The organism is Streptomyces sp. 2P-4 (assembly GCF_030167965.1).
GTDB classification, from domain to species: Bacteria; Actinomycetota; Actinomycetes; order Streptomycetales; family Streptomycetaceae; genus Streptomyces; species Streptomyces globosus_A.
On the sequence record NZ_CP095011.1, the window covers coordinates 1,276,950 to 1,299,722 of the forward strand.

Sequence of the window (22,773 nt, forward strand, 5' to 3'; positions counted from 1 at the left end):
GCCTAGGCCGTCTCCAGCCGCAGCCGCGGCACGTCCGTCCGCTCGATGCCGAACACCTGCGCATACAGGGAGAGTTCCGCCTCCAGTGCGCGGACCATCGTCTCCGCCCGGCGGAACCCGTGCCCCTCGCCCGCGAAGGCCAGGTACGCGTGCGGCACGGACCGGCCGCGCAGCGCCGCCAGCAGCCGCTCGGCCTGCGCGGGCGGGCACACCGCGTCGTCCAGCCCCTGGAGCAGCACGAAGGGGGCGGTGATCCGGTCGGCGCGGGCGACGGGCGAGCGCTCCCGGCAGATCACGGCGAGGGTCTGCGGCGGCCCGGCCAGCCCCTCGACGTAGCGGGACTCCAGGTCGTGGGTCTCCTCGGCGAAGCCGCGCAGGTCCAGGACCGGGTAGCGGATCGCCGCGCAGGCGTACAGGGACGTCGAGGCCAGCGAGGCCGCGGCCGTCCAGCCGCCCGCGCTGCCGCCGCGGATGGCGAGGCGGGCCGGGTCCGCGGTCCCCTCGTCGGCGAGCGCCCGGGCCACGGCCGCGCAGTCCTCCACGTCGACCACGCCCCACTGCTCGCGCAGCCGCTCCCGGTAGGCGCGCCCGTAACCGGTGGAGCCCCCGTAGTTGACCTCGACGACGCCGATGCCGCGGGAGGTGAAGTAGGCGATGTGCAGGTCGAGGACGGGCGGGACGTGCTCGGTGGGCCCTCCGTGCGCCCACACCGCGTACGGCGGCAGCTCGTCGGCGGGGGCCCGCCGGGCGGGATGGTGGGGCGGGTAGACGTGCGCGTGGATCTCCCGGTCGTCCGGGCCGAGGAAGGTGCGGGTCTGCGGCTCCGGGTAGTACGCCGGGTCCACGGGGGCGGGGGCCTGCGCGCCCACCACCCGGGCGTGCCCGGTTCGGGTGTCGAGCTCGACCACCTCGTAGGCGGTGCGGGGGCTGGCCGCGACCCCGTAGACGAGGTCGCCGTGCGCGGCGAGCGTCGGCTGCCAGGCGGTCCACGGCCCGGCGGAGTCGACGAGGTCCCCGGTGTCGGGGTCCAGCACGCCGAGGACGCTGGAGCCCAGCCCGTGCAGGACGGCGACGAGGCCGCCCGCGGGGCCGTCGGTGCGGGTTCCGGCCCCGGGCAGCGGGACGAGCCAGTTCAGCCCCGGCCGCCACAGCGCGCCCCCGAACTCCTCCTCCCGCGGGCACAGGTTCACGGCCTCGCCGGTCTCGGGGTCGACGCGGTACGGGTTCCACCAGCCGCTGCGGTCGCTGACCGCGAGGAGGGTGCCGTCCTGCGCCCAGTCGGCCTGGGCGACGGCCTCGTCCGGGCCGCCGAGGACGGTGCGCGGATCGGCGAGGGTGCCGTCCGCGGTGATCCGGGAGAGTTCGGCCTCGGTGCCGTCCCACGGCATGCGGGGGTGGTCCCAGACGAGCCGGACCGCATGCCGGCCGTCGGGGGACAGGCGCGGCCCGGTGCTGAAGCGGTGCCGGTCGTCGGTGAGCTCCCGTACGCGGGAGCGGTCCTCGGCCGCCGACCCGTCCAGCGGTACGGCGGCCAGGACGCGGCGGACGTCGGTGGGCGCGGGCCCGGTGAACTCCTCCAGGACGCACCAGGCCTCGCCGCCGCGCAGGACCGGGTCGGCCCAGCGCAGGGGGCGGCCGGGCGGGGACGGCGGGGTGAGGGGGCGGGGGGCGGGGCCGCCGGGCGCGTCGGGCTCGTACGCGTACATGCGCTGGTCGGCGAAGTGGACGAAGACGAGGAGCGGCCCGCCGCGGGGCCGCTCGGTGCCCGCCCAGGGGCGGCCGCCGTACTCGGTGAACGCGCTGCGGACGTTCCACGGGGCGGGCAGGGCCGGGCGGGGCGGGCCGCCGTCGGCGGGGCGCCGGACCAGGGTGCGGCGGCCGCCTTCGGCGGGGCGCGGCTCGGTCCACCAGACCTCGGGGCCGATGGTGCCGAGGTATTCGGGGCGGCCGTCGAGGGAGGCGGCGAGGGCGGCGCCGATGGGTGAGGGCCAGCTGCCGTACGGCTGCTCCCGGATCGCGGCGGGCGGCGGGTCGGCGGGGTGGGGGGCGGCGGCGTGCGGGGCCGCGGCCGGGGGGTCTTCCCGGGCGGCGTCCATCACAGGGTCCGCAGCGCGTGGTCGAGGACGCGGACGCCGAAGTGCAGGGCGTCGACCGGGACCCGCTCGTCCACGCCGTGGAAGAGGGACCAGTAGTCGAAGCCGGGCGGGAGTCTGAGCGGGGAGAAGCCGTAGCCGGTGATGCCGAGGCGGGAGAACTGCTTGGCGTCGGTGCCGCCGGCCATGCAGAAGGGGACGACGCGGCCGTCGGGGGCGAAGCGCTCGACGGACTCGCGCAGGACGGCGAACGTCCGGCTGTCGACCGGTGCCTGCAGGGCGTCCGTACGGTGGTGGAACTCCCACTCGACGTCGGGCCCGGTCAGCTCGTTCAGGGTGGCCAGGAACTCCTCCTCGCCGCCGGGCAGTGTCCGTCCGTCGACGTACGCGGTGGCGGTGCCGGGGATGACGTTGACCTTGTAGCCGGCGCTGAGCATCGTCGGGTTGGCGCTGTTGCGCAGCGTCCCTTCGACGAGCGCCGCGGCCGGGCCGAGCTTGGGCAGCAGCCCGTCGAGGTCGGTGCCGCGGGCGCGCGGGTCGACGTGGAGGCCCTGGAGGGCGGCGAGTTCGGTGATGCAGGCGGCGACGGTGTCGGTGAGGCGGACGGGCCAGGTGTGCTCGCCGATCCTGGCGACGGCCGCGGCGAGCCGGCTGACGGCGTTGGCGTGGTTCGGCTTCGAGCCGTGCCCGGCCGTGCCCCGGGCCGTCAGCTTCAGCCAGGCGGTGCCGCGCTCGCCGGCCGCGATCGGGTAGAGGGGCTGGCGGGGGCCGTTGTGCACGGTGAACGCCCCGGACTCGCCGAGCCCCTCCGTACAGCCCTCGAACAGGCCGGCATGCCGGTCGGCGAGGTAGCCCGCACCGTCGACGGCGCTGTCCTCCTCGTCGGCGGTGTACGCGAGGACGACGTCCCGGCGCGGGCGGGCGCCGGCGCGGGCCCAGGCGCGCACCACGGCCAGGACCATGGCGTCGGTGTTCTTCATGTCGACGGCTCCGCGGCCCCACACGACCCCGTCGCGGACCTCCCCCGAGAAGGGGTCGGTGCTCCACTCGGCGGGGTCGGCGGGCACCACGTCGAGGTGGCCGTGGACGAGGAGGGCGTCGGCCGAAGGGTCGCTGCCGAGGATGCGGGCCACCACGTTGGTACGGCCCGGGGTGCGCTCCAGCAGGACGGGCTCCAGGCCGGCGGCGGCGAGGCGCTCGGCGACGTACTCGGCGGCAGGGCGCTCGCGGCAGTCGCCGCCTCCCCTGTTGGAGGTGTCGATGCGGATGAGGTCGGAGGTGAAGGCGACGGCCTCGTCGAGGGCGGTCCGGTCGACCGGGGACTCCTCGGCCGGCGGCTCCGCGGGCGGGGTGTGCGCGGCCGGGCGCTGGGGGGTGACAGCGGGCATGTCAGCCATACTGCTCCTCCACGGCCGCCGAGACGACCGTCGTGACCGCCTTGAAGGTGCGGATCCCCTCGTACATCGTCCCACTGGTGTACGCGGCCCTGCGCTCGCCGGTGCGCTCGACGCCGGGGACGACGGTGGCGGCCATCGCCAGGTGCTCCGCGTCGAACTCCATCTCCACGGTGTGGGGGCCGCGGCTGACGGGGTCGCGGCGCACGGCGAGGGCGGCGGCGGCCTTGGCGGCGGCCCGGATGTCGGCGGCGGTGCGGGCGGGGGTCCGGCAGACGGCGGCGTACCGGGAGACGTGGTCCTTGACGGCGACGGTCAGCGCGTCCGGGGCGTAGCCGGCGGCGTCGGCGCAGGTCAGGTCGTCGCCGGTGACGAGGACGACGGGGACGCCGAACTCGGCGACGACGTGGGCGTTCAGCAGGCCCTCGCTGGCGCGGACGCCGTCGAGCCAGACGCCGGTGAGGGAGTTGGCGAGGTAGGTGTGGGCGAGGACGCCCTCGGAGCCGGCGCCGCAGTGGTAGCCGACGAAGGCGATGCCGTCGACGTCGCCGTGCTGGACGCCCTCCACCATGGAGAGGGACTTGTGGCGGCCGGTGAGCATCTCGGCCCGCTCGTCGAGCTGTTCGAGGAGCAGGTTCCGCATGGTCCAGTGGGCTTCGTTGACGAGGACCTCCTCGGCCCCGCCGTCGAGGAAGCCGAGGACGGCCGCGTTCACGTCGGAGGTGAACATCGGGCGGCAGCGCTCCCACTGGGGAGTGCCGGGCAGGACGTCGGCGGGCCAGGTGACGCCGGTGGCGCCTTCCATGTCGGCCGAGACGAGGATCTTCATCGAACCCCCTGGGCGGTCGGCTGCGCGCGGCGCCGGCTGACCGGGCGGCCCGCCCGCCCGCGCAGGCGTCCAGCCTAGCCCTCCGGGGCTGCCGCGGGCCGTGGACCGCGCCCGCGGGCCGGCGGCTCGTCCGCAGCGGGAATTCCACCCGATCCGGTGAGCCGCCGGGCGGTGTCGCCGTCCGGCGGAGGCGCAACGGCCTTGCTCAGGATTCGACTTCGTTCGCGAGGTTCTCGAGGACGGTGTCGTAGATGCGGCCGAGGCCCTTGGGGGCGAAGGTGCGCTCGAAGAAGCCGCCGATGCCGCCGGCGCCGTTCCAGACGGTGGTGACCACGGCCTTGGACTTGCCCTCGCCGGCCGGGGTGACGGTCCAGGTGGTGACCATGGAGGAGTTGCGGTCCTTCTCCACGAGCTGTCCGTCGGTCGGCTCGGTGACCTCGAGCAGGCAGTCGCGGACGCGCTTGCTGGTGGCCTGGAGCTTCCAGTGGACGAGGGTCCCCTCGCCGTCGCCGCCCTCGCGCACCTCGTACTCGCTGAAGTGCTCGGGCAGCAGCTTGCGCCGGGTACCGGTGTAGTCGGCCAGCGTGTCGAACACGGTCTCCGCGTCGGCCGCGATGATCCGCTCCGTGGTGGCCTCGACCTGCGCCATACCTGTTCCTCCAGCAGTTGTGTTGCCTAGACGGCCGCAAGCCAACCACCTCGGACCGGAAGCCCCAAAATCGGGGCCCGAACGCCACCTCGTACGACGGCGGGAGCGCCTGCCTCCGTGACACCCCCGGTGCTCCGGCCCGGGGCGCCCGGCGCAGTGGCCGGCGGCAGGGCCGCCGGGCCCTCGCAGGGGGTCTTTGCCGGAGGGGCCCGTGCAGCGTGCGCCCGGGTGAGCGCGGACGGCCGTGCGGGGCTCATCCCATCGGGCCAATCCGGCGTTGAGTAGCGGCTTCCCGGCCGGGGTTTCCGGGACGATTCCGCCCAGAACACTCGGCTGGGAGGCCCCATGCTGCACCCGTTGAAGAAGCGCACCCCCCTGACGAAGCGCATCGCCCTCGCGCTGTCGACCGGCACCGCCGCGGCCGCCGCCCTGGCGGCGGCTCCGGCCGGGGCCGCCGTGACCGCCGGGGCCGCCGTCCCCGCCGCCGCCGGCGCACCGGCCGCCGCCCCGGCCGCGCTGCGGTGGACCAAGTGCGGGACCACGCGGTATCCGTCCCTGCAGTGCGCCTCCCTCCAGGTCCCCCTCGACCACGCCGCCCCGCAGGGCCGCCGGATCACGCTCGCGCTGACGCGCGTCCCGCACACCGCCGCCAAGAGCCAGGGACCGCTGCTGGTCAACCCGGGCGGCCCGGGGGGCAGCGGCCGCAACCTCGCCCCGTACATCGCCTCGGCCCTGCCCAAGGACGTCGCCGCCCAGTACGACGTGATCGGCTTCGACCCGCGCGGCGTCGGCCGCAGCGAGCCCGCCCTCGACTGCGCCGCCGGGCACTTCGACCCCGTACGCCCGGACTCCGTCCCCCGCACCGCGCAGGCCGAGCAGGCCAACCTGGACCGGGTGCGGGCCTTCGCCGAGGCCTGCCAGGCCAGGCACGGGGACGTCCTGCCGTACATCGACACGGTCTCGGCGGCCCGGGACATGGAGGCGATCCGCGCGGCGCTCGGCGCGCCGAAGCTCAGCTACTTCGGCTACTCGTACGGCACCTACCTGGGCGCGGTGTACGCCAAGCTGCACCCGGGCCGGGTGCACCGGATGGTCCTGGACTCGGTCGTCGACCCGGACGGGGTCTGGTACGAGGACAACCTGGCGCAGGACCGGGCCTTCGACGCCCGCCACCGGGCGTTCCTGGGCTGGGTCGCCGACCACGACGCCGTCTACCGGCTCGGCACCGACCGGGACGAGGTGGAGGAGCGCTGGTACGCGATGCGCGCGGCGCTGGCCGCGGAGCCGGCGGGCGGCAAGGTGGGGCCGTCCGAGCTGGAGGACACCTACATGCCGGGCGGCTACTACAACGGCTACTGGCCGGTCCTCGCCGAGGCGTTCTCGAAGTACGCGGCGGACGGCGACGCGGCCCCGCTGGTGGCGGCGTACGAGAAGTTCGGGGCGGTCGCGCCGACGGCGGGCAACGGCTACAGCGTCTACACGGCGGTGCAGTGCCGCGACTCGGCGTGGCCGTCGGACTGGAACCGGTGGCGGGCCGACATGTGGCGCACCCATGCCCAGGCCCCCTTCATGACCTGGAACAATGCCTGGTACAACGCCCCGTGCGCGTTCTGGAAGACGGAGCCCCTCCAGGCCCCGGACGTGGCCAACGCCGACCTCCCGCCCGCGCTGCTGCTCCAGGCGACCGAGGACGCGGCGACGCCGTTCGGTGGCGCGCTGGCGATGCGGGAGAAGCTGAAGGGGTCGGCGCTGGTCGTGGAGGCGGGCGGCGGCAACCACGGCGTGTCGATGGGCGGGAACTCCTGCCTGGACGACAAGGTGGCCGCCTACCTGCGGACGGGCGCCGCGGCGGACGCCACGTGCGCCGCGCAGCCCGCGCCGCAGCCGTCCGCCGGTACGCGCGAGGCGGCGCCGGCGGCGGGCGGGGCGGTCCTCCACGGCCTCCTGGGCTTCCGGAGCTGATCATCGGACGGGGGCGATCGCACCCGTGACGACCACGGCACCCGGCGCCTTCGCCGCCGTGCCGGAGCAGGAGCCGCACCGGGCCGGTTCAGGGCAGCGCGCGCAGGGACCGGGTCGCGGCCACCGCCAGGCGGGGGTGGGCCTGGGCGCGGGTGAGGACCTCGCGGGCGCGCGCGTCGGCCAGTTCGCCGAGGCCCTCCACACAGGCGAGGGCCACCCGCCAGTACGGGTCGCGGGGGGAGAGCAGCCGGGACAGGGTGCGGATCAGGGCGGGCGCGGACTCCGGTGCGCGCAGCGCCGTCAGCAGGCGGACCGGCTGAAGGGCGTACGCGGTGCGCAGCTCGTTGGTGGCGAGGGCGGCCGCCGCGCGGGCGGTCCGCGGGTCGCCCAGGACGGCGAGGGCGCGGGCGGCGGCCGCGCAGCGCGGCGGGTCGCGGTGGTTCAGCAGCAGCACCAGCGGTTCGAAGGCGCGGGCGTCGCGGGCGAGGCCGAGCCGGTAGGCGGCGAGCTCCCGCGCCCACAGGGGCAGGCCGGCGCCGGTGAGGGCTGCCGCGAGGGCGTCGGGTCCGGCGGCGAGGAGCTCCCCGTAGCGGGGGGAGCCCCCCGCTTCCGCCCGCAGGCGTTCCAGTACGTCCGGTGAGTCCTGTGCGTCCGGTGCGTAGGTCACCGGCACACCCTAGGGGCAGGCGGGCGGGCCCCGGGGGCGTTTGCCGTGATGGCCGCCCGACACCGGTGGTCGCCGGCCGGCTGCGGCGCAGGCGCCGCGCCCGCAGCGCGGCGCACGTCACACCGCCCGGCGTCTTCCCTGCTCTGGCCAACGAGTTACCGACGGGTTAATCTGCCGTCATACGTTCGGGGTCGGCCTGGTGACGCAGCCGCCCCGTGCCAGTCGGTCCGGTGCCCCGGCCGTCCCCTGCGGGCGGCGAGGCGCCCTTCGCACCGCCCTCTGTGCCCGTGCCGCCTTCCGCGGCCGGTGCTCTGCTTGCGGCGCGGCCCCGGGACAGGGTCCGCCGTCCTCCGCTCCGCCCCCTGCTTCGGCTGCCTGTGCGGAAATCCCCTGTGTTTCCCCGGCCGCGTGTCGTGCGTCGCGCGCCGCCCCTCAGTCGTCACCCTCATCCACTGGAGTCCCGCGATGGACCTTCCGTCCACGTCCGGTCAGCCCGCTCTGCAGACCATCGCCGTCGTCGGCCTCGGCACGATGGGCACCGGCATCGCCGAGGTGCTCGCCCGCGCCGGCCGCGAGGTCATCGGCATCGACATCAGCGAGGCCGCCGCCCGCCGCGCCACCGAGTCCCTCGCCGCCGCGACCGCCCGCTCGGTCGCCCGCGGCGAGCTTTCCGAGCAGGAGCGCGAGGCCGTGCTGGCGCGGCTGCGGACCTTCGGCGAGCCGGCGGCCGCCGCCGACGCCGACCTCGTCGTCGAGGTCGTGCCGGAGGACTACGCCCTCAAGCACCGGATCTTCACGGAGCTCGACGCGGTCGTGCGCCCCGACACCATCCTCGCGACGGGCACGAACGCCCTGTCGGTGACCCGGCTCGCCGCCGAGTCGCTGCGCCCCGAGCGGGTGCTGGGCCTGCACTTCTTCCACCCGGCGCCGGCGATGAAGCTGGTCGAGGTCGTCTCCAGCGTCCTGACGGCCCCGCCGGCCGTGGAGGCGGTCACCGCCCTGGCCCGGGAGCTCGGCAAGGAGCCCGTCTCGGCGGGCGACCGGCCCGGTTTCGTGGCCGACGGCCTGCTGTTCGGCTACCTGAACCAGGCGGCCGCGATGTACGAGTCGAAGTACGCCTCCCGCGAGGACATCGACGCGGCGATGCGGCTCGGCTGCGGCCTGCCGATGGGGCCGCTGGCGCTGCTGGACATGATCGGCGTGGACACGGCGCGGACCGTCCTGGAGGCCATGTACGAGGCGTCGGGCGACCGGCTGCACGCGCCGGCCCCGATCCTGGGGCACCTGGCGGAGGCCGGGCTGACCGGCCAGAAGTCGGGGCGCGGCTTCTACACGTACGAGGCCCCGGGCAGCCAGTCCGTCGTGCGGGACGCGCAGACGCCGCTGGACGGCGCGGGCCTGGGTGAGGGCCGGCCGGTCTCGCGGGTCGGCGTGGCCGGCTCGGGGACCATGGCGGGCGGGATCGCGCAGGTCTTCGCGCAGGCCGGGTACGAGGTGGTCCTGGCGGGGCGCAGCCTGGAGAAGGCGGAGGCCGCGAAGGCGGCGATCGGCAAGTCCCTGGACCGTGCGGTGTCCAAGGGCCGGCTGACGGCGGAGGCGGCGCAGGGGACGCTGGCGCGGATCGCGCCGGCCGGTTCGCTGGACGCGTTCGCCGAGGTCGACCTGGCGGTCGAGGCGGTCGCCGAGGACCTGGCGGTCAAGCAGGAGCTGTTCGCCGCGCTCGACAAGGTCTGCCGGCCGGGCGCGGTGCTGGCCACGACGACGTCCTCGCTGCCGGTGATCGCCTGCGCCCGGGCGACGTCGCGCCCGCAGGACGTGGTCGGCATGCACTTCTTCAACCCGGCTCCGGCGATGAAGCTCGTCGAGGTGGTCCGGACCGTCCTCACCTCGGACGACGTCCACGCCACGGTCCGCGCCGTCTGCACGCGGATCCGCAAGCACCCGGTGGACTGCGGGGACCGGGCCGGGTTCATCGTGAACGCGCTGCTGTTCCCGTACCTGAACAACGCGGTCAAGATGGTCGAGCAGCACTACGCCTGCATCGACGACATCGACGCGGCGATGAGGCTGGGCGGCGGCTACCCGATGGGCCCGTTCGAGCTCCTCGACGTGGTCGGCCTGGATGTCTCCCTGGCGATCGAGAAGGTCCTCCACAAGGAGTTCCGCGACCCGGGCCTGGCCCCGTCCCCGCTGCTGGAGCACCTGGTCGCGGCCGGCTGCCTGGGCCGGAAGACGGGCCGCGGATTCCGTGAGTACGCCCGCCGGTAACCGGAGGGCACCCGAGCCGGATGCGTGGGGAGGGCTGCTCGGGTCCGCCGGACCCTCACGGCGGACCGTTCCCTCCGAGCCCAGTGCGGGCCCTCCCCCGCATCCTCCACCCCCGGCGCACCCCCCTCAGGCGCGCGCCCCGGCCCGGATGAAGTACTTTCGCTCTATGTCCCAGCCCGCCAAGACCTCGTCCCGCGCCGCCACGGCCTCCGACAGCCCGGAGAGCGCGGCCGGCACCAAGGCGGCCGCCCAGCGCCTGAAGATGCGCCGCGAGCTCGCGGCCGCCGCGATGGAGCTGTTCGCGACGAAGGGGTACGAGGCGACCACGGTCGACGAGATCGCCGCGGCCGCCGGAGTGGCGCGCAGGACCTTCTTCCGGCACTTCCGGTCCAAGGAGGAGGCGATCTTCCCGGACCACGACGACACCCTGACCCGCGCCGAGGCCGTGCTGGACGTGGCCCCGGCACACGAGCACCCGCTCGACACGGTGTGCCGCGGGATCAAGGAGGTCATGAAGATGTACGCGGCCTCCCCGGCGGTGTCGGTGGAGCGCTACCGGCTGACCCGGGAGGTGCCGGCGCTGCGGGAGCGGGAGATCGCCTCCGTCGCCCGGTACGAGCGGCTGTTCACCCGGTACCTGCTGGCCCATTTCGACGAGGCGGAGCACCACGACGGCAACGACGACCCGCTGCTGGCGGAGGTGGCCGCGTCCGCGGTGGTGACGGCCCACAACCACGTGCTGCGGCGGTGGCTGCGCTCGGGCGGGCAGGGGGACGTGGAGGCGCAGCTGGACCACGCGTTCGCGATCGTGCGGAAGACCTTCGGGACGGGCATCGGGGCCGGCCGGACCCTGGCGTCCGTACCCTCCCCGGCCGGCTCGGGCGCGGATGCGCCGCCCGCGGCGGTGCGCGCCCAGGACGAGGTGCTGGTGGCGGTGGCGCGTACGGACGCCCCGCTGGAAGAGGTCATGCGGACGATCGAGGAGGCTTTGCGCAACGCCTAGACGGCGCCCCGGGGGTTCCCGGGACCTCCTGAAGCGACAAGCGTCACAGCGGCCGCTCCCCTCACGGGAGCGGCCGCTTCCGTTTGTCCGAGTTGCCCCTACTCACCGGTAACTCTGATCGATCATCGCTCATCTGCGCAGGTCAATCGGCAAATGAGAGAAAGTTTTGGCACGCCGTGCCTTGTCGAGTGACACGGGGTGCCATACGTTGAAGGTGTCCGGATGTCCCCGCGGTCCCGGCCCACTCGGCCACGGAACGCGCCCCGGACGCCTGCGTCACCAGGCATGCACGCCGCACCACCGGCGTCACCCGCACCACCGCTCCAGCCGGACCGACGGCACAGCAGCACCCACCACCCAAGCAACCCGCGCACCCGCGCTCCCTCAGCGCACCCTCATCAGCGCTCCCCCGGCCCGCCGGGGCGCACCCCCAGGAGGCAACACCGTGAAGGACATCCTGGACGCGATCCAGTCGCAGTCCGCGACGGCCGAGGACTTCGCTGCCCTGCCGGTTCCCGAGTCCTACCGCGCCATCACCGTCCACCAGGACGAGACGGAGATGTTCGCCGGGCTCACGACCCGCGAGAAGGACCCGCGCAAGTCCCTGCACCTGGACCAGGTCCCGGTGCCGGAGCTCGGCCCGGGCGAGGCCCTCGTGGCCGTCATGGCCTCCTCGGTCAACTACAACTCCGTGTGGACCTCGATCTTCGAGCCGCTGTCCACCTTCGGCTTCCTGGAGCGCTACGGCCGGGTCTCCGACCTCGCCAAGCGCCACGACCTGCCGTACCACGTCATCGGCTCCGACCTGGCCGGCGTCGTCCTGCGCACCGGCCCGGGCGTCAACTCCTGGAAGCCGGGCGACGAGGTCGTCGCGCACTGCCTCTCCGTCGAGCTGGAGTCCTCCGACGGCCACAACGACACGATGCTCGACCCCGAGCAGCGCATCTGGGGCTTCGAGACCAACTTCGGCGGCCTGGCGGAGATCGCCCTCGTCAAGTCGAACCAGCTGATGCCCAAGCCGGACCACCTCAGCTGGGAGGAGGCCGCGGCCCCCGGCCTGGTCAACTCCACCGCCTACCGCCAGCTCGTCTCCCGCAACGGCGCCGGCATGAAGCAGGGCGACAACGTCCTGATCTGGGGCGCCAGCGGCGGCCTCGGCTCGTACGCCACCCAGTTCGCCCTCGCGGGCGGCGCCAACCCCATCTGCGTCGTCTCCTCCCCCGAGAAGGCCGACATCTGCCGCTCGATGGGCGCCGAGGCGGTCATCGACCGCAACGCCGAGGGCTACAGGTTCTGGAAGGACGAGCGCACCCAGGACCCGCGCGAGTGGAAGCGCTTCGGCTCGAAGATCCGCGAGCTGACCGGCGGCGAGGACATCGACATCGTCTTCGAGCACCCCGGCCGCGAGACCTTCGGCGCCAGCGTCTACGTCACCCGCAAGGGCGGCACCATCACCACCTGCGCGTCGACCTCGGGCTACATGCACGAGTACGACAACCGCTACCTGTGGATGTCGCTGAAGCGGATCATCGGCTCGCACTTCGCGAACTACCGCGAGGCGTGGGAGGCCAACCGCCTGATCGCCAAGGGCAAGATCCACCCGACCCTGTCGAAGGTCTACTCCCTGGAGGAGACCGGCCAGGCCGCCCACGACGTCCACCGCAACGTCCACCAGGGCAAGGTCGGCGTGCTCTGCCTGGCCCCCGAGGAAGGCCTCGGCGTCCGCGACCACGAGCTCCGGGCCACGCACCTCGACGCCATCAACCGCTTCCGGAACGTCTGACCGACCCGAACCGTCGTCGGACCGATCAAGGGCCAAAGGGACAGCCTGAGATGACAGAGCGCCAGAAAGACCGTCCGTGGCTCATGCGGACGTACGCCGGCCACTCCACGGCCGAGGCGTCCAACGAGCTCTACCGCCGCAACCTCGCCAAGGGCCAGACCGGCCTCTCGGTCGCGTTCGACCTGCCGACGCAGACCGGCTACGACCCCGACCACATCCTCGCCCGCGGCGAGGTCGGCCGGGTCGGGGTCCCCGTCTCCCACCTGGGTGACATGCGGCGGCTGTTCCAGGACATCCCCCTGGAGCAGATGAACACCTCGATGACGATCAACGCCACCGCCATGTGGCTGCTGGCGCTCTACCAGGTGGCCGCCGAGGAGCAGGGCGCGGACATCTCCAAGCTCCAGGGCACCACCCAGAACGACATCGTCAAGGAGTACCTCTCGCGCGGGACGCACGTCTTCCCGCCCGGGCCCTCGCTCCGCCTGACGACCGACATGATCGCCTACACGGTCAACCACATCCCGAAGTGGAACCCGATCAACATCTGCAGCTACCACCTGCAGGAGGCGGGCGCCACTCCGGTCCAGGAGATCAGCTACGCGATGGCCACGGCCATCGCCGTCCTGGACTCGGTGCGGGACTCGGGGCAGGTGCCCGAGGAGCGCTTCGGCGAGGTCGTCGCCCGCATCTCCTTCTTCGTCAACGCGGGCGTCCGCTTCATCGAGGAGATGTGCAAGATGCGCGCCTTCGGCCGCATCTGGGACACCGTCACCCGCGAGCGGTACGGCATCGCCGACCCCAAGCAGCGGCGCTTCCGCTACGGCGTCCAGGTCAACTCCCTCGGCCTGACCGAGGCGCAGCCCGAGAACAACGTCCAGCGCATCGTGCTGGAGATGCTCGCGGTCACCCTCTCCAAGGACGCCCGCGCCCGCGCCGTGCAGCTGCCCGCCTGGAACGAGGCCCTCGGCCTTCCCCGGCCGTGGGACCAGCAGTGGTCGCTGCGCATCCAGCAGGTCCTCGCCCACGAGAGCGACCTGCTGGAGTACGACGACATCTTCGCCGGCTCGCACGTCATCGAGGCGAAGGTCGACGCCCTGGTCGCCGACTGCCTCGCCGAGATCGACCGGATCCAGGAGATGGGCGGCGCCATGGCGGCCGTCGAGTCCGGCTACCTGAAGTCCCGGCTGGTCTCCTCGCACGCCGAGCGCCGCGCCCGGATCGAGGCCGGCGAGGACAAGATCGTCGGCGTGAACTGCTTCCAGCAGACCGAGCCGAACCCGCTCACCGCCGACCTGGACACCGCGATCATGACGGTGGACGGGGCGGTGGAGGACACGATCGTGGAGCGGATCCGCCTCTGGCGCGCCGAGCGCCAGGAGTCCTCGGACCGGCAGGGCGGCGGCGACCCGTTCGTCTTCCCGACCGTCTCCCAGGCCCTGGACCGGCTGAAGCAGGCCGCGGCCGGCACGGAGAACCTGATGGAGGCCACCCTGGAGTGCGCCCGCGCCGGCGTCACCACCGGGGAGTGGGCGAACGCCCTGCGCGAGGTCTTCGGCGAGTTCCGGGCCCCGACCGGCGTCTCCTCGGCGCCCGTGGCCGTGACCGCCGAGGAGGGCACTCCGCTCGCCCTCGTCCGCGAGAAGGTCGCCCGCACCGCCGACGAGCTCGGCAGCGGCCGGCTGCGCCTGCTGGTCGGCAAGCCCGGCCTGGACGGGCACTCCAACGGCGCCGAGCAGATCGCCGTCCGCGCCCGCGACGCCGGTTTCGAGGTGGTCTACCAGGGCATCCGGCTGACCCCGGAGGAGATCTCCGCTGCGGCGCTGGCGGAGGACGTCCACTGCGTGGGACTGTCCATCCTGTCCGGCTCGCACAGCGCGCTCGTCCCGGACGTCCTGGAGCGCCTGCGCAGCGCGGGGGCGGGCGACATCCCCGTGGTGCTGGGCGGCATCATTCCCCAGACGGACGCGGAAGCGCTCATGGCGGCCGGAGTCGCCGCCGTGTTCACCCCCAAGGACTTCGGTATCACGGAGATCATCGGCCGTATCGTCGACGAGATCCGCAAGGCCAACAAGCTCAGCCCCCTCATCAGCACGGAGGTCCCCGCATGACCGCCCACCCGGCACCCGCCACCACCCCCGCCGGCGGCACCCCTCCCGGCCCGGCCCCGGTGAACCGGCTGCGGCCCCGCCGCTCCTGCCTCGCCGTCCCGGGCTCGAACCCCCGCTTCCTGGAGAAGGCCCAGGGCCTGCCCGCCGACCAGGTCTTCCTGGACCTGGAGGACGCCTGCGCCCCGCTGGCCAAGCCCGAGGCCCGCCACACCATCGTCAAGTTCCTGAACGAGGGCGACTGGACCGGCAAGACCCGGGTCGTGCGGGTGAACGACTGGACCACCCACTGGACCTACCGCGACGTCGTCACGGTGGTGGAGGGCGCGGGCCAGAACCTGGACTGCATCATGCTGCCGAAGGTGCAGAGCGCCGAGCAGGTCGTCGCGCTCGACCTCCTGCTGACCCAGATCGAGAAGACCATGGGCTTCGAGGTCGGCCGGATCGGCATCGAGGCGCAGATCGAGAACGCCCAGGGCCTGAACAACGTCAACGCGATCGCGCAGGCCTCCCCCCGCATCGAGACGATCATCTTCGGCCCGGCCGACTTCATGGCCTCCATCAACATGAAGTCGCTGGTCGTGGGCGAGCAGCCGCCCGGCTACCCGGCGGACGCCTACCACTACATCCTGATGAAGATCCTGATGGCGGCCCGCGCGAACGACCTCCAGGCGATCGACGGCCCCTACCTGCAGATCAAGAACGTCGACGGCTTCCGCGAGGTCGCCGGCCGCGCCGCCGCGCTCGGCTTCGACGGCAAGTGGGTGCTGCACCCCGGCCAGGTCGAGGCGGCCAACGAGGTGTTCTCCCCGTCGCAGGAGGACTACGACCACGCCGAGCTGATCCTGGACGCGTACGAGTGGTGCACGTCCGAGGCGGGCGGCAAGAAGGGATCGGCGATGCTCGGCGACGAGATGATCGACGAGGCCAGCCGCAAGATGGCCCTGGTCATCGCCGGCAAGGGCCGCGCGGCCGGCATGCAGCGCACCGGCAAGTTCGAGATCCCGGAGGCCTGACCCGATGCAGTTCGGACGCACGTACGAGGAGTTCGAGGTCGGGGCCGTCTACAAGCACTGGCCCGGGAAGACGGTCACGGAGTACGACGACCACCTCTTCTGCCTCCTGACCATGAACCACCACCCGCTCCACATGGACGCGAACTACGCCGAGAAGACGACGGACTTCGGCCGCAACGTGGTGGTGGGCAACTACATCTACTCGCTGCTCCTCGGCATGTCCGTGCCGGACGTCTCCGGCAAGGCCATCGCCAACCTGGAGATCGAGTCGCTGCGGCACGTCGCCCCGACGTTCCACGGCGACACGATCTACGGCGAGACCACGGTCCTGGACAAGACGCCCTCGAAGTCGAAGAGCGACCGCGGGATCGTCTACGTCGAGACCAAGGGCTACAAGCAGGACGGCACCCTCGTCTGCGTCTTCCGGCGCAAGGTGATGGTGCCGACCGAGACGTACACCAAGGAGCGCGGCGGCGAGCAGCCCGGCCGGCCCGAGCTGAAGGAACAGGGGAAGTAAGCCATGACGCGTCTCGCCCAGACCGCCGGCCTGACCGACGTCCAGCAGGAGATCCTCAAGACCGTCCGCGAGTTCGTGGACAAGGAGATCATCCCGGTCGCGACCGAGCTGGAGCACCGCGACGAGTACCCGCAGCAGATCGTCGACGGCCTGAAGGAGCTGGGGCTCTTCGGGCTGATGATCCCCGAGGAGTACGGCGGTCTCGGTGAGTCGCTGCTCACGTACGCGCTGTGCGTGGAGGAGATAGCCCGCGGCTGGATGTCCGTCTCGGGCATCATCAACACGCACTTCATCGTGGCGTACATGCTCAAGCAGCACGGCACGCAGGAGCAGAAGGACCACTTCCTGCCGCGGATGGCGCTGGGCGAGGTGCGGGGCGCGTTCTCGATGTCCGAGCCGGGGCTGGGCTCCGATGTGTCGGCGATCACGTCGAAGGCGGTCAGGGACGGCGACGGGTACGTCCTGAACGGCCAGAAGATGTGGCTGACCAACGGCGGCACCTCCACGCTGGTGGCCGTGCTGTGCCGGAGTGACGAAGGACACCCCGAGGGCACGGCGCCCCACAAGTCGATGACGACCTTCCTGGTGGAGAAGGAGCCGGGCTTCGGCGAGGTCCGCCCGGGCCTGACCATCCCCGGAAAGATCGACAAGATGGGCTACAAGGGCGTCGACACGACCGAGCTCATCATGGACGGACTGCGCATTCCGGCCAATCGCGTACTCGGCGGACAGACCGGCCGGGGCTTCTACCAGATGATGGACGGGGTCGAGGTCGGCCGGGTCAACGTGGCGGCGCGTGGCTGCGGCGTCGCGCAGCGCGCCTTCGAGCTGGGCGTCTCGTACGCCCAGCAGCGCCACACCTTCGGCAGGCCGATCGCCCAGCACCAGGCCATCCAGTTCAAGCTGGCCGAGATGGCTACCAAGGTGGAAGCCGCTCATGCGATGATGGTCAACGCAGCTCGCAAAAAGGACTCCGGGGAACGAAACGACCTCGAAGCAGGGATGGCGAAGTACCTCGCCTCCGAGTACTGCAAGGAGGTCGTGGAGGACGCGTTCCGCATCCACGGCGGCTACGGCTTCTCGAAGGAGTACGAGATCGAGCGCCTCTACCGGGAGGCGCCGATGCTGCTGATCGGTGAAGGTACTGCCGAGATCCAGAAAATGATCATTGGGCGACGCCTGCTCGAGGAGTACCGACTCCAGGGCTGAAAGTCCCTTTTGCGGCGGATCCTCCAGGGGTCCGCCGCAAAGGGATCACTGGCAGTCACTGGCTGACGGGCATCGACTCGGCTTCTGGCTTGCCCAGTTGTCGCGCGCAACCGATAGCATTCCAGAAAAGCCGCCGTCCCGTCCCCCTGTTTGCGGCGCGGCAATCCACCGCTACGAAGGTCATCCATGCCCCACAGCCAAACCTCTGCACCTCGCGACAGCCTCTCCGGCGTACGCCTCGCGCGCGGAGCATCGCCGTGGCTTCTGCCGACCGTCGCCACCGCGGCGCTCAGCCTCGCCCGGGCCCGCAAGTCCGGACGCTGGGCCGCGGCGGCCGTGCCCGCCACCGCTCTCGCCGCGGGCATGCTGTGGTTCTTCCGCGACCCCGAGCGGGAGATCGCCCAGGGCCGCGTCATCTCGCCGGCCGACGGCGTGGTGCAGAGCATCATGCCGTGGAAGGACGGACGCACCCGCGTCGCGATCTTCATGAGCCCGCTGAACGTCCACGTCAACCGCGCGCCGCTGGCCGGCACGGTGACGTCCGTGGAGCACATCCCCGGCGGGTTCGTCCCGGCGTTCAACAAGGAGAGCGAGAACAACGAGCGCGTCGTCTGGCACTTCGACACCGAGCTCGGCGACATCGAGATGGTGCAGATCGCCGGAGCGGTCGCGCGCCGCATCGTCCCGTACCTGCCGGCCGGCACCAAGGTGGAGCAGGGTGAGCGCATCGGTCTGATCCGCTTCGGCTCCCGCGTCGACATCTACCTCCCCGAGGGCGTCGAGGTCGCGGTCGAGGTCGGTCAGGCCACCACCGCGGGGGTGACCCGAATTGACCGTGACTGACCCGGAGACTCCCGCCACAGGCTGGGTGCCCGAGGCCGCCGAGGAGGAGGCCGCCGAGGACGACATGCCGCTCTCGCTGCGGCTGTCGATAGCGGACACCCTCACCCTCGGCAACGCCACGTGCGGGTTCATGGCGGTGTACTTCACCACCACCGGGATCCTCATCCCGCACCTCACCGGCAGCGGCGAGTCCGGCATGGCCCGGCACAGCGCGGCGACCGCGGTGATACTGATGCTGCTCGCGGCGGTCTTCGACCTCTTCGACGGCATCGTCGCCCGGAAGCTGCGCAGCTCCCCCATGGGCGCCGAGCTGGACAACCTGTCCGACCTGATCAGCTTCGGGCTCGCGCCGGCGTACTTCGTCCTCGTGTACGGGATGGTCGCCGACGACGCGCACCAGAAGGTCTCGGCGCTCGCGGCGATCGTCGTGCTGCTGGCGGTCGTGCTGCGACTCGCCCGGTTCAGCTGCGTGACGATGAAGGACGGCATGTTCCAGGGCATGCCGAGCCCCTTCGGCGCCCTCACGGTCGTCTCGATCGTGCTGCTGGAGCTGCCCTTCCCGCCGACCCTGCTGGCGATCATCGGTGTCGCGTGGCTGATGGTGAGCCGCGTCGAGTACCCGAAGCCGCGGGGCGTCCTCGCGATCGCCATGCTCAGCTGGATCATCAGCGCCATGGGCCTGCTCGCGGCGTGGGCGTTCGACGCGCCCGGCGGCCAGCTGCTGCTGCAGACCGGCTGCGCCCTGCAGATCGCCCTGGCGGCGACCATTCCGCTGTTCGCCACCACCCGCCGGGCCAACACCTTCCGGCACAACCGCCGCGAGGCCCGGGCAGCCCAGCTCCCGTAGCCCGCAGCACCGCACCACCGACGAGGGCCTCCGCCGCCGCCAGGCAGCGGAGGCCCTCGCGTGTTCCGGCCGGTACGAGCGCCCCGGGGGCCGGACCGCCCGGACCGGGCCCGGGCCCCGGCGCGGGGCAGGCCGCGTAGCCTTGATGTCGGAAAACGGCCAGCCCGGCGCCGCCCGGGCCGGAATGCTGGGAGCCATGTACACCGACACCGAGCGCTGCGTCAGGGCCGTGCAGTCGAAGGACGCCCGCTTCGACGGCTGGTTCTTCACCGCCGTGCGGACGACGCGGATCTACTGCCGGCCCAGCTGCCCGGCCGTACCGCCCAAGGTCGAGAACATGACCTTCCTGCCGAGCGCGGCCGCCTGCCAGCAGGCCGGGTACCGCGCCTGCAAGCGGTGCCGTCCCGACACCTCGCCCGGCTCCCCCGAGTGGAACGCCCGCGCCGACGCCGTCGCCCGCGCCGTACGGCTCATCCAGGACGGTGTCGTGGACCGCGAGGGCGTCCCCGGCCTCGCCTCCCGCCTCGGCTACTCCACCCGCCAGGTGGAACGCCAGCTGAACGCCGAGCTCGGGGCCGGGCCGCTCGCGCTCGCCCGCGCCCAGCGCGCCCAGACCGCCCGCCTGCTGATCGAGACCTCCGAGCTGCCGATGGGCGACGTCGCCTTCGCCGCCGGGTTCTCCTCCATCCGCACCTTCAACGAGACCGTCCGGGAGGTCTTCGCCCTCGCCCCCGGCGAGCTGCGCGCCCGCGCCGCCGGCGGCAGCGCGGGCAGCACGGGCGGCGGCGCCCGGCAGGCCCCCCGGATCCCCGGCACGATCAGCCTGCGGCTGCCGTTCCGCGCCCCGCTCAACCCGGACAACCTCTTCGGCCACCTCGCCGCGACCGCCGTCCCGGGCGTCGAGGAGTGGCGGGCCGGCGCCTACCGCCGCACCCTGCGGCTGCCCTACGGCACCGGGATCGCCGCGCTCACCCCGCGGCCCGACCACATCGGCTGCCAGCTCGCCCTCACCGACCTGCGCGACCTCACCATCGCGATCAGCCGCTGCCGCCGCCTCCTCGACCTCGACGCCGACCCCGAGGCCGTCGACGGGCAGCTGCGCGCCGACCCGCTGCTGGCGCCACTCGTCGACAAGGCACCCGGCCGCCGGGTGCCGCGGACCGTCGACGCCGCCGAATTCGCCGTACGGGCGGTGCTGGGCCAGCAGGTGTCCACCGCGGCGGCCCGCACCCACGCCGCCCGCCTGGTCTCCGCCCACGGCGAACCCGTCGCCGACCCCGACCCGGCGGGCGGACTCACCCACCTCTTCCCCACCGCCGGCGCCCTCGCCGGCCTCGACCCGGAGGCGCTCGCCCTCCCGCGCAGCCGCCGCACCACCCTGACCACCCTCGTCACCGCCCTGGCCGACGGCTCCCTGCCGCTCGGCGTCGACATCGACTGGGAGGAAGCCCGCGCCCGCCTCACCGCCCTGCCCGGCATCGGCCCCTGGACCACCGAGGTCATCGCGATGCGGGCACTCGGCGACCCCGACGCCTTCCTCCCGTCCGACCTCGGCCTGCGGCGGGCCGCGCAACAGCTCGGGCTGCCGTCCACACCTGCGGCGCTCACCGCCCGCGCCGCCGCCTGGCGGCCCTGGCGCGCATACGCCGTCCAGTACCTGTGGGCCACCGACAGCCACCCCATCAACCACCTGCCCGCCTGAGGAGCGCCCGGCATGACCAGCATGACCACCAGCACCGGCAACGGCACCGCCGCCAAGCAGCACACCGTCGTCGACAGCCCCTACGGACCCCTCACGCTGGTCGCCTCGGACGGCGTCCTGTGCGGGCTCTACATGGTCGGGCAGCGGCACCGGCCCGCCGAGGAGTCCTTCGGCGCGCGGGTCTCCGCCGAGGAGGAGCCGTTCCCGGAGGTCGTCCGGCAGCTGGCCGCGTACTTCGCCGGCGAGCTGACCCGCTTCGACCTGCCCCTCCGCATGGAGGGCACCCCGTTCCAGCGCAGCGTGTGGGACCAGCTGGTGCAGATCCCGTACGGGCAGACCTGGTCGTACGGGGAGCTCGCGGCCCGGCTCGGCAAGCCGAACGCGTCCCGGGCCGTCGGCCTCGCCAACGGGAAGAACCCGATCGGCATCATCGTCCCCTGCCACCGCGTGATCGGCGCCTCGGGCGGCATGACCGGCTACGGCGGCGGCCTGGACCGCAAGGTCCGCCTGCTGGAGCACGAGTCCGGCAAGGCGGCCGCCGCCCCGGCTGCGGAGGCCCTCTTCTGACGCGCGGGGCGGAGGTCACAGCGCTGACGGCGGCCAGGACCACGGTGGCGGCGAGCCGCCGCCGGGACCGGTACGGGGCGACCGCCTTGGCGGCTCCGTGGAACTCCTCACGCGTGAGCTCGTAGGCCTGGGTGGTGAAGGAGGCTTCGCCCATGCCGTGCACCCGCAGAGGGCATTCCCCCGCCGCCCGCCGCTAGACCACGGCCAGCGGCACCAGCAGGGCGAAGGCGGCGCCGGCCTCCACGGCGTAGCCGAAGAGGGACGGGTGCTGCACCGGGGCTGCGAGCAGCACGACGCTCTGCCGGGCGGAGGCCGCCTCCACCCAGTCGGCGTCGGCCCCCAGGTTGCCCTGGTACCAGCCCTCGCAGGGGCCCGGCCCCGAGACGGCGAGCAGGTCGTCCTCACGGCGGTAGAAGGCCTGCCAGCCCTCGGCGGGGGCCGACCACCCCTCGAAGTCGCTGAAGAGGGCCCAGCCGCCCTCGCGTATCGCGGTGTCGAACAGCCACACCGGGGTGCCGTCGGCGGTGACCTCGCCGCTCTCCTGGCGGTCGGTGGTGAAGTGGACCATGGGCAGCGCATCCGGCCCGTCGGCCGTGCTCGGCCAGGCGTACATGGTGATCATCGCTCGATTGTGTCCTGCCGCGTGTAAGCGCCGTGTCACCGACCCCGCGTCAGAAGGCTTCCGGGCGGCGGCCGTTCTCCAGCTCCACCGCGCCCCCGCCCGACTCCAGCACCCGGCACGCCTCCAGCGCCCGCCGGCCGAGCGACCCGAGGAGGTAGTCGGGGAGCTCCGCGGGGGCGACGAGCCGCCAGGACAGCAGCTCCTCCTCCTGCAGCCGGATCGACGCGAGCTCGTCGGCGCCGAGGACGCCGCCGTCGAAGAGGTACGCGACCAGCGGGGGCCGGCCGGGGCCCACCGTCCAGTCCACGGCCAGCAGCCGGCCGAGCGGCCGGTCGAGCCCGATCTCCTCGGCGCTCTCGCGCCGGGCGGCGGCCCGCGGGGACTCGCCCGCGTCGGACTCGATCGTCCCGCCGGGCAGCGCCCAGCCCTCCCGGTAGTTCGGCTCGACGATCAGGACGCGGCCCTCCGCGTCCCGGTACAGCGCGGCGGCACCCGCCAGGACGCGGGGCAGGCTCGCGATGTACGTGGCGTAGTCATCCGTGGTGGTCACGCGGCCACCCTACCGACCGGGCACGGGGGGTGGGGCGGGCGCCGGGAAGGGGGGACCCGGCGGGCGGGCGAGGCGCGCATTTCGCGCCGTTTGGGCATCATTCGCCCATGTATCGGGGCGGGTGTGGCCCAGGCCACGCATGGG

19 protein-coding genes are annotated in these 22,773 nt (G+C 73.2%); 12 read left to right on the plus strand and 7 right to left on the minus strand.

Annotated features, from left to right (window positions below):
• Positions 1-2: 2 nt before the first annotated feature.
• The 4 genes from MUK52_RS05270 to MUK52_RS05285 form a co-directional block, all read right to left on the minus strand.
• Positions 3-2,096, minus strand: coding sequence for a S9 family peptidase (locus tag MUK52_RS05270; protein ID WP_284574895.1), 2,094 nt, complete (start codon positions 2,094-2,096; stop codon positions 3-5).
• Positions 2,096-3,490, minus strand: coding sequence for a M20/M25/M40 family metallo-hydrolase (locus MUK52_RS05275; RefSeq protein WP_502963536.1), 1,395 nt, complete (start codon positions 3,488-3,490; stop codon positions 2,096-2,098). The genes MUK52_RS05270 and MUK52_RS05275 overlap by 1 nt, the downstream gene beginning before the upstream one ends.
• On the minus strand, positions 3,483-4,316 hold the full coding sequence (locus MUK52_RS05280; RefSeq protein ID WP_114054972.1) for a M55 family metallopeptidase: 834 nt from the start codon (positions 4,314-4,316) through the stop codon (positions 3,483-3,485). Before MUK52_RS05280 ends, MUK52_RS05275 begins: the two co-directional genes overlap by 8 nt.
• Positions 4,317-4,521: 205 nt before the next feature.
• Positions 4,522-4,965: an SRPBCC family protein gene (locus MUK52_RS05285; RefSeq protein ID WP_114054971.1), complete on the minus strand. Its 444-nt coding sequence runs from the start codon at positions 4,963-4,965 to the stop codon at positions 4,522-4,524.
• Between the two features lie 345 nt (positions 4,966-5,310).
• Here MUK52_RS05285 and MUK52_RS05290 point away from each other — a divergent pair, with 345 nt between their 5' ends.
• Positions 5,311-6,927: an alpha/beta hydrolase gene (locus MUK52_RS05290; RefSeq protein ID WP_284574897.1), complete on the plus strand. Its 1,617-nt coding sequence runs from the start codon at positions 5,311-5,313 to the stop codon at positions 6,925-6,927.
• 88 nt (positions 6,928-7,015) lie between these two features.
• Here the strand turns inward: MUK52_RS05290 and MUK52_RS05295 are convergent, their stop codons facing one another.
• Positions 7,016-7,594, minus strand: a complete 579-nt coding sequence (locus MUK52_RS05295) for a HEAT repeat domain-containing protein (protein WP_284574898.1) — start codon at positions 7,592-7,594, stop codon at positions 7,016-7,018.
• Positions 7,595-8,059: 465 nt separating this feature from the next.
• Between MUK52_RS05295 and MUK52_RS05300 the strand changes: the two genes are divergently transcribed.
• From MUK52_RS05300 to MUK52_RS05350, 11 genes are all read left to right on the plus strand, one after another.
• Positions 8,060-9,862, plus strand: a complete 1,803-nt coding sequence (locus MUK52_RS05300; RefSeq protein WP_174250372.1) for a 3-hydroxyacyl-CoA dehydrogenase family protein — start codon at positions 8,060-8,062, stop codon at positions 9,860-9,862.
• A 148-nt stretch (positions 9,863-10,010) separates the two neighbouring features.
• Entirely contained in the window at positions 10,011-10,865 is an 855-nt protein-coding gene (locus MUK52_RS05305) for a TetR family transcriptional regulator (protein WP_216827066.1), read from the plus strand.
• 445 nt (positions 10,866-11,310) lie between these two features.
• Complete coding sequence (gene ccrA, locus MUK52_RS05310) at positions 11,311-12,648, plus strand: crotonyl-CoA carboxylase/reductase (RefSeq protein ID WP_284574899.1); 1,338 nt, start codon at positions 11,311-11,313, stop codon at positions 12,646-12,648.
• Between the two features lie 50 nt (positions 12,649-12,698).
• Positions 12,699-14,759, plus strand: coding sequence for an ethylmalonyl-CoA mutase (locus MUK52_RS05315; RefSeq protein ID WP_114054966.1), 2,061 nt, complete (start codon positions 12,699-12,701; stop codon positions 14,757-14,759).
• Positions 14,756-15,772: an HpcH/HpaI aldolase/citrate lyase family protein gene (locus tag MUK52_RS05320; RefSeq protein ID WP_246042442.1), complete on the plus strand. Its 1,017-nt coding sequence runs from the start codon at positions 14,756-14,758 to the stop codon at positions 15,770-15,772. The genes MUK52_RS05315 and MUK52_RS05320 overlap by 4 nt, the downstream gene beginning before the upstream one ends.
• A 4-nt stretch (positions 15,773-15,776) precedes the next feature.
• Positions 15,777-16,289, plus strand: coding sequence for a MaoC family dehydratase (locus MUK52_RS05325; protein ID WP_114054965.1), 513 nt, complete (start codon positions 15,777-15,779; stop codon positions 16,287-16,289).
• A 3-nt stretch (positions 16,290-16,292) separates the two neighbouring features.
• Positions 16,293-17,498 (plus strand): acyl-CoA dehydrogenase family protein, encoded by a 1,206-nt coding sequence (locus MUK52_RS05330; protein ID WP_284574900.1) that lies wholly within the window; start codon positions 16,293-16,295, stop codon positions 17,496-17,498.
• A gap of 186 nt (positions 17,499-17,684) precedes the next feature.
• Positions 17,685-18,341, plus strand: a complete 657-nt coding sequence (locus MUK52_RS05335; protein WP_114054963.1) for a phosphatidylserine decarboxylase — start codon at positions 17,685-17,687, stop codon at positions 18,339-18,341.
• Positions 18,342-18,366: 25 nt separating this feature from the next.
• Positions 18,367-19,188 carry a CDP-diacylglycerol--serine O-phosphatidyltransferase gene (pssA, locus tag MUK52_RS05340; protein ID WP_174250506.1) on the plus strand — a complete coding sequence of 274 codons (822 nt, stop codon included), beginning with the start codon at positions 18,367-18,369 and terminating at the stop codon, positions 19,186-19,188.
• 196 nt (positions 19,189-19,384) lie between these two features.
• Positions 19,385-20,890: an AlkA N-terminal domain-containing protein gene (locus tag MUK52_RS05345; protein ID WP_284574901.1), complete on the plus strand. Its 1,506-nt coding sequence runs from the start codon at positions 19,385-19,387 to the stop codon at positions 20,888-20,890.
• A gap of 21 nt (positions 20,891-20,911) precedes the next feature.
• Positions 20,912-21,457, plus strand: coding sequence for a methylated-DNA--[protein]-cysteine S-methyltransferase (locus MUK52_RS05350; protein ID WP_114058572.1), 546 nt, complete (start codon positions 20,912-20,914; stop codon positions 21,455-21,457).
• A 193-nt stretch (positions 21,458-21,650) separates the two neighbouring features.
• On the opposite strand, the gene MUK52_RS05355 is transcribed toward MUK52_RS05350, so the two are convergent.
• Positions 21,651-22,079, minus strand: a complete 429-nt coding sequence (locus tag MUK52_RS05355) for a hypothetical protein (RefSeq protein ID WP_284574902.1) — start codon at positions 22,077-22,079, stop codon at positions 21,651-21,653.
• Positions 22,080-22,128: 49 nt separating this feature from the next.
• Positions 22,129-22,629 (minus strand): NUDIX domain-containing protein, encoded by a 501-nt coding sequence (locus tag MUK52_RS05360; RefSeq protein ID WP_284574903.1) that lies wholly within the window; start codon positions 22,627-22,629, stop codon positions 22,129-22,131.
• Between the last annotated feature and the right edge of the window lie 144 nt (positions 22,630-22,773).

Bases quoted from the DNA above. Each gene is read 5' to 3' on its own strand.
- MUK52_RS05270 (WP_284574895.1), bottom strand. From the start codon at position 2,096: ATGGACGCCGCCCGGGAAGACCCCCCGGCCGCGGCCCCGCACGCCGCC.
- MUK52_RS05275 (WP_502963536.1), bottom strand. From the start codon at position 3,490: ATGGCTGACATGCCCGCTGTCACCCCCCAGCGCCCGGCCGCGCACACC.
- MUK52_RS05280 (WP_114054972.1), bottom strand. From the start codon at position 4,316: ATGAAGATCCTCGTCTCGGCCGACATGGAAGGCGCCACCGGCGTCACC.
- MUK52_RS05285 (WP_114054971.1), bottom strand. From the start codon at position 4,965: ATGGCGCAGGTCGAGGCCACCACGGAGCGGATCATCGCGGCCGACGCG.
- MUK52_RS05290 (WP_284574897.1), top strand. From the start codon at position 5,311: ATGCTGCACCCGTTGAAGAAGCGCACCCCCCTGACGAAGCGCATCGCC.
- MUK52_RS05300 (WP_174250372.1), top strand. From the start codon at position 8,060: ATGGACCTTCCGTCCACGTCCGGTCAGCCCGCTCTGCAGACCATCGCC.
- MUK52_RS05305 (WP_216827066.1), top strand. From the start codon at position 10,011: ATGAAGTACTTTCGCTCTATGTCCCAGCCCGCCAAGACCTCGTCCCGC.
- MUK52_RS05315 (WP_114054966.1), top strand. From the start codon at position 12,699: ATGACAGAGCGCCAGAAAGACCGTCCGTGGCTCATGCGGACGTACGCC.
- MUK52_RS05320 (WP_246042442.1), top strand. From the start codon at position 14,756: ATGACCGCCCACCCGGCACCCGCCACCACCCCCGCCGGCGGCACCCCT.
- MUK52_RS05325 (WP_114054965.1), top strand. From the start codon at position 15,777: ATGCAGTTCGGACGCACGTACGAGGAGTTCGAGGTCGGGGCCGTCTAC.
- MUK52_RS05330 (WP_284574900.1), top strand. From the start codon at position 16,293: ATGACGCGTCTCGCCCAGACCGCCGGCCTGACCGACGTCCAGCAGGAG.
- MUK52_RS05335 (WP_114054963.1), top strand. From the start codon at position 17,685: ATGCCCCACAGCCAAACCTCTGCACCTCGCGACAGCCTCTCCGGCGTA.
- MUK52_RS05345 (WP_284574901.1), top strand. From the start codon at position 19,385: ATGTACACCGACACCGAGCGCTGCGTCAGGGCCGTGCAGTCGAAGGAC.
- MUK52_RS05350 (WP_114058572.1), top strand. From the start codon at position 20,912: ATGACCACCAGCACCGGCAACGGCACCGCCGCCAAGCAGCACACCGTC.
- MUK52_RS05355 (WP_284574902.1), bottom strand. From the start codon at position 22,079: ATGATCACCATGTACGCCTGGCCGAGCACGGCCGACGGGCCGGATGCG.